The organism is Allocoleopsis sp. (assembly GCF_036703385.1).
Classification (GTDB): domain Bacteria; phylum Cyanobacteriota; class Cyanobacteriia; order Cyanobacteriales; family Coleofasciculaceae; genus Allocoleopsis.
Genome location: NZ_DATNPA010000436.1, coordinates 1 through 5,640 on the forward strand (window position 1 = coordinate 1; position 5,640 = coordinate 5,640).

Annotated in this window: 3 protein-coding genes and 1 pseudogene; all 4 read left to right on the forward strand. The window is 47.2% G+C overall.

The genetic code is table 11. The features are described 5' to 3' along the window. The coding region (locus V6C93_RS21420; protein WP_333478705.1) for a TIM-barrel domain-containing protein at nt 1–1,235 on the forward strand (1,235 nt) is incomplete at its 5' end. Between the two features lie 118 nt (nt 1,236–1,353). Continuing rightward, nucleotides 1,354–2,535: an AI-2E family transporter gene (locus V6C93_RS21425; protein ID WP_333478706.1), complete on the forward strand. Its 1,182-nt coding sequence runs from the start codon at nt 1,354–1,356 to the stop codon at nt 2,533–2,535. A gap of 1,045 nt (nt 2,536–3,580) precedes the next feature. Continuing rightward, nucleotides 3,581–5,371, forward strand: a complete 1,791-nt coding sequence (gene ltrA / locus V6C93_RS21430; protein ID WP_333478707.1) for a group II intron reverse transcriptase/maturase — start codon at nt 3,581–3,583, stop codon at nt 5,369–5,371. Next, a pseudogene (locus V6C93_RS21435) lies at nt 5,355–5,640 on the forward strand (hypothetical protein); the annotation flags it as partial. The gene ltrA and the pseudogene V6C93_RS21435, both read left to right, overlap by 17 nt.

Below are 5,640 nucleotides of genomic sequence, written 5' to 3' on the forward strand. Positions count from 1 at the left end.
CGGTCTTTCCTGATTTCCTGCGTCCAGAGGTGCGGGAATGGTGGGGACGTTGGCAAAAAAGTCTAACCAGCCTCGGCGTTGCTGGGATTTGGAACGACATGAACGAACCGGCACTGGATGACCGTCCATTTGGTGACCCCGGTAACAAAATTGCCTTTCCCCTGGATGCGCCACAGGGCCCAGCAGAGGAGAGAACCACCCACGCTGAAGCTCATAATCTCTACGGGTTGATGATGGCACAAGCGTCTTTTCAAGGGTTGGAACAGTTACGTCCCACAGAGCGATCGTTTGTACTGACACGTTCGGGTTACGCTGGGATTCAACGCTGGTCAGCCGTGTGGACGGGGGATAATCAATCCTTGTGGGAACATTTGGAAATGTCACTCCCGATGCTTTGTAACCTGGGCTTATCGGGTGTTGCCTTTGTGGGTGCTGATATTGGGGGGTTTGCGGGTAACGCCACAGCGGAAATGTTTGCGCGTTGGATGCAGGTGGGGATGCTTTATCCCTTGATGCGAGCACACTCCGCCTTGAGTACGGCACAGCATGAACCTTGGGTATTTGGCGACAAGGTCGAAGAAATTTGCCGCGAGTACATTGAGCTGCGTTATCGCCTGCTGCCCTACATTTACACCCTCTTCTGGGAAGCCGCAAGCACTGGCGCACCCATTTTGCGATCGCTGCTCTATCATTTTCCCAATGACCCACAAACCTACACCGTATCAGACCAGATAATGCTAGGTTCGTCACTGTTGGCAGCACCCGTTTACCGTCCGGGTGTAGAATGCCGTGTGGTCTACTTGCCTGAAGGTAGTTGGTATGACTGGTGGAGTGGCGAAGCCGTTGATGGCCCAACTCACATCTTGGCAGATGCACCGTTAGAACGGATGCCCATGTATGTGCGTGCTGGCTCAATTATTCCGATGGCACCTGTAATGCAATATGTCGATGAACGTCCTTTAGATCAGCTGACACTTCGAGTTTGGATGGGTACAGGCGAATTTACGCTTTATGAAGATGATGGTCGTACCTTCGACTACAAAACAGGTGCCTATTCCACCACAACCTACCATGTTCGTATACAAGGGCAAGAAGCGATCGTTGAAATTGGGGCACGTCAGGGCAATTGGATACCCTCAGAACGTGAAGTTCGCGTGGAACTCGTGGGTGTTGGCGAACAGCACTTTATGGATGATGGCACAGCACGCCAGTTGACCTTTTCCACGGCGGCATAGGTTAAGTTGGTCTTGGCAACACCGAAAATGTTGGGGATTGCCATCGAGATCGGCTAATCTAGCTGCATCAAACTGGGGTTATAGCCTGATAAGTACAGAGCCGTTGGGAGGTTCTATTGTGAGCTTGGGTAGATGGCTTGGCTTATTTGCCTTCATCCTTTCCCTGTTTATTCTGTGGCAAATCCGGGAAGTGCTGCTGCTAATATTTGCTGCCGTTGTACTTGCCAACGCCTTAAATGTTCTGGTGGAACGATTCTCCCGCTCCGGTATGAAGCGGGGTTTTGCTGTTTTGCTATCCGCTTTGCTGTTAATTGGTATTTTAGTCGGATTTATTTGGCTGATTGTACCGCCATTTGCCGAGCAGTTTCATGAGCTGAGTCTGTTAGTTCCTAAGGGAATACAACGATTTAGCACTTGGGTTGAGATGCTACAAGCTCGTATTTCCCCACAGCTAATTCAGTATCTCCCAAGTATTGAGCAACTGATTCAACAGCTGCAACCTGTAGTTAATCGGCTGTTGGGGGGTGGATTCACGTTTTTCTCTAACTCTTTAGGCGTTCTAGCTAAAATTTTGCTGGTCATTGTTTTGACGTTAATGTTACTAGCTAACCCTGGAGCTTACCGAAGAAGCTTTATACGACTCTTTCCATCATTTTATCGGCGTAGGGTTGAGTTCATTTTGGACGAATGTACGCTCGCGTTGCGAGGGTGGTTGGCTGGCATTCTCTTCAATATGTTTGTCATTGCTTCATTCAGCTTTGTGGGATTGTTAGTTTTGGGAATTAAGGTACCATTAGCACAGGCCGCTTTGGCAGGGATCTTAACCTTTATTCCCAATATTGGTCCGGCCTTAAGTGTGATACCTCCGATGGCGATCGCACTCCTTGATACTCCCTGGAAGTCTTTTGCTGTCTTAATTTTATACATCCTGATTCAGCAGGTAGAATCGAACTTGCTGACTCCTTATGTGATGGCACAGCAGGTATCGCTACTCCCTGCTATAACATTATTGGCTCAAGTGTTTTTTGCTACCTTCTTCGGATTTTTAGGATTACTTTTGGCTCTCCCCCTCACTGTGGTGGGTCAGGTTTGGTTAAAGGAAGTCATTGTTAAAGATATTCTTGATGAATGGCATTCCCCCCATAAAAATCAGAAAAAATTAGTAATTGTTGGTGAATCGAAAGGAACTCCTAAAGATTGGGAAGAAGAAGTTCAAAAATTAGCTGAAGAAGATGTATGGATTGAAGATAAGCTAAATAGTGATAATTGTGATGCTGATGAGCTTGAAAAAAAAACCTAGGTTATGTAGCCATCTGTTTGAGTTGTGCGTCTTTTTTATAAACCACAGAGAACACAGAGACACAGAAAAAGGATAGAAGATTGAGAAGTTCATCAATTATTGAAAATTGATATCTAACTGTCGCCATAAAGGTTGGGACAGATTTAACGGCTGAAACGACTCTGTATCCGTAATAAACCTTCTGCCAATCTGCCTTCTGTCTTCACTAAAGCTCCGGTCTGCCTTTTTTGTAAAGGTTGTAAGGAAATGTCGTAATGGACAGGGTACCACGCCTCCTTTGAGTCAAACCTGTTTGGGTCGGAACCGCCCGCTGTTTGAGAGTCAACATCGAATGGCGATAGGGCTTTGATAAAGTTATCCACAAGGAAAGTCAGTTTTTTCAGGGTAGATAACTCTAGTGTGACCTGTTAATAGGATGAGCTCAGCGAACAGACAATTGACGGCAGCAATGGAGAGACAAGTGCGATTCGTTGGTTTGAAAGCCGCCTGAAATGGTAGGCAGGAAAGCCACTTGGTAAAAGAGGACTCCACATCCTCCTAGAACCTTGACAACTTAACAGCCATGTTGGTAAAGGTCAGTATCCTAGAACCCCCAAGTCCAACCACCCAGGTGCTGGGTTGAAAGCACACAAAGCGCCCTCTTGAAGGGTGTCCCTTACAGAGGAGACTAGCCATCAAATCTGTAATGCAGGGGTGAAAGCCTACGGGCAAGCAAGAGCCTATGGGTAGGAATACGAAGCTACGTCTGAACCATCGTGACCATTGCATCCGAAAGGAACGGTTCTGGGCTGGCAATTTTGTCCTTGACCAGTTAGCACTCCAAAACGAACCCGGTGGATAGTAGCGCCCTAAAGGTTTTAAACAAATGGCTGTTAGGAACGAAGTAACCCTCCCGTATGCTCTCTTTGGAGGTCGATACCACAGAGTAGGCGCTAACCGAATGCTACGGGATGGGAAGGATTGAGTCAGAAGCGAATGACCTGGGTAACACCAGGTATATGCCGACAGACTCACGGTGATTTGAAAGATAGAGAATAAAGTAGCAATGAATAAGACTAAAACGCAGGAAAAACTGACGGTGGTATGGAACGCCTTAGACTGGCGAAAGCTAGAAAAACGGGTGTTCAAGTTGCAAAAACGTATCTATCTAGCCTCTCAGCGTGGCGATGTTCGTGCAATCCGTAAACTCCAAAAGACCCTGATGAGGTCTTGGTCTGCCAAATGCTTGGCTGTCCGTCGAGTAACGCAGGATAACACTGGCAAAAAGACAGCCGGGGTGGATGGTATCAAAAGTCTCGCACCAACCCAGCGACTTGAGTTAGTTAATAACCTGAAACTATCCCGAAAAGCGATGCCAGTAAGGCGGGTGAACATACCCAAGCCTGGAACTTCTGAGAAGAGGGGACTAGGGATTCCAACGATGAGAGACCGTGCTTCACAAGCATTGGTAAAACAAGCTTTAGAACCAGAATGGGAAGCTCGTTTCGAGCAAAACTCATATGGTTTCAGACCCGGACGCTCGTGCCATGATGCGATTGAAGCAATATTCACGGCGATTAACCAGAAAGCCAAATACGTGCTTGATGCGGATATCGCCAAATGCTTCGACAAAATCAACCATGAAGCACTACTTAACAAATTAAATACATTCCCCACCATCCGCCGACAAGTTCGAGCCTGGTTAAAAGCGGGAGTGATGGACGGCTCCAAGCTGTTCCCGACATCTGAGGGTACGCCACAAGGTGGGGTGATTTCCCCCCTACTGGCAAACATAGCCCTTCACGGCATGGAAAATCGAATCAACCAAGCCTTTCCTACAATGGTCAAACAGTCTAGGGAGACTTGGTTTCACAAAAAGGGAGAAACATTCCGTACTCCCAATATCATTCGATACGCAGATGATCTCGTGGTTCTTCACGAAAATATAGCCGTTGTCCAAGGATGTCAGCAGATAATTGCCGAGTGGCTAAATGGCATGGGATTGGAATTAAAGCCATCAAAAACCCGCATATCCCATACCCTCACGGAGTACGAAGGAAAAACGGGTTTCGATTTCCTGGGGTTTAATATTCGCCAGTACCCAATAAGTATAAAACGGTCTGGGAAAAACTCAAAAGGCGAACCTCTGGGCTTTAAAACACTCATTAAGCCAAGCCAGAAAGCGATAAAACGTCATGTAGAGGAACTAGGCAACATCATCAAAGCCCACAAGTCAAAGCCTCAAGAGGCTCTTATCGGGAAACTAAATCCGGTAATTCAAGGTTGGGCAAACTATAACTCTACACAAGTCAGTAAACAAACGTTTTCAAAGATAGACCACATAGTTTATCAACAGCTTTTGGCTTGGGCTAAATACTCCCACTGCGGTACACCGCATAAAGAAATCATCCGTAAATGCTGGATGACGGTGGGAAACAATAACTGGGTATTCGCAACCAGGGACGAGCAAGGAAACCTCGTTCGGTTACGCACTCATGCCAAGACTCCTATAGTCAGGCATGAGAAAGTTAAAGGCGAAGCTAGTCCTTATGACGGCAACCTAGTGTACTGGGCAACTAAAAGGGGTAAACACCCAGAATGTCCTGAGAGAGTCGCAGAACTCCTCAGGGTTCAAAAAGGGAAATGTAATAGATGCGGATTGCACTTCAGAGAAGACGATTTGCTTGAAATCGACCATAAACTCCCCATTTCACAAGGTGGGAAGGACGTAAAGAGCAACCGTCAGATACTGCACAGACATTGCCACGACCAAAAAACTGCTATGGATGCCTTGAAGCAAAATAGGCAGTTGGCACATGAAGAGTTAGCGAGGTATTTGGATGATAACCCGTTCTAACCGCCTAACCCTAACCGAGGGAAGAGGTACCCATGACAAGGGTCAAGTCACTGAGGAGCCGTGTGACGGGAAACTGTCACGCACGGTTTTGAAAGGGAGACGGGGGGTAGCAATATCCCCCGCCGACCCAAACAACATGGATAGTGCTACTCGCCTCCAGAAGATTCTGGTTGATTCACCTGTTGGAGCTGTATTACCTGCGATCGCACTTCTCAATCTCCCTAACTGGTGGTTGGCAGGTGGTGCGGTGCGAAATACGGTTTGGCGAT

Excerpts from the sequence above, each read along its gene's own strand:
- ltrA (WP_333478707.1), top strand. The coding sequence starts at position 3,581 with ATGAATAAGACTAAAACGCAGGAAAAACTGACGGTGGTATGGAACGCC.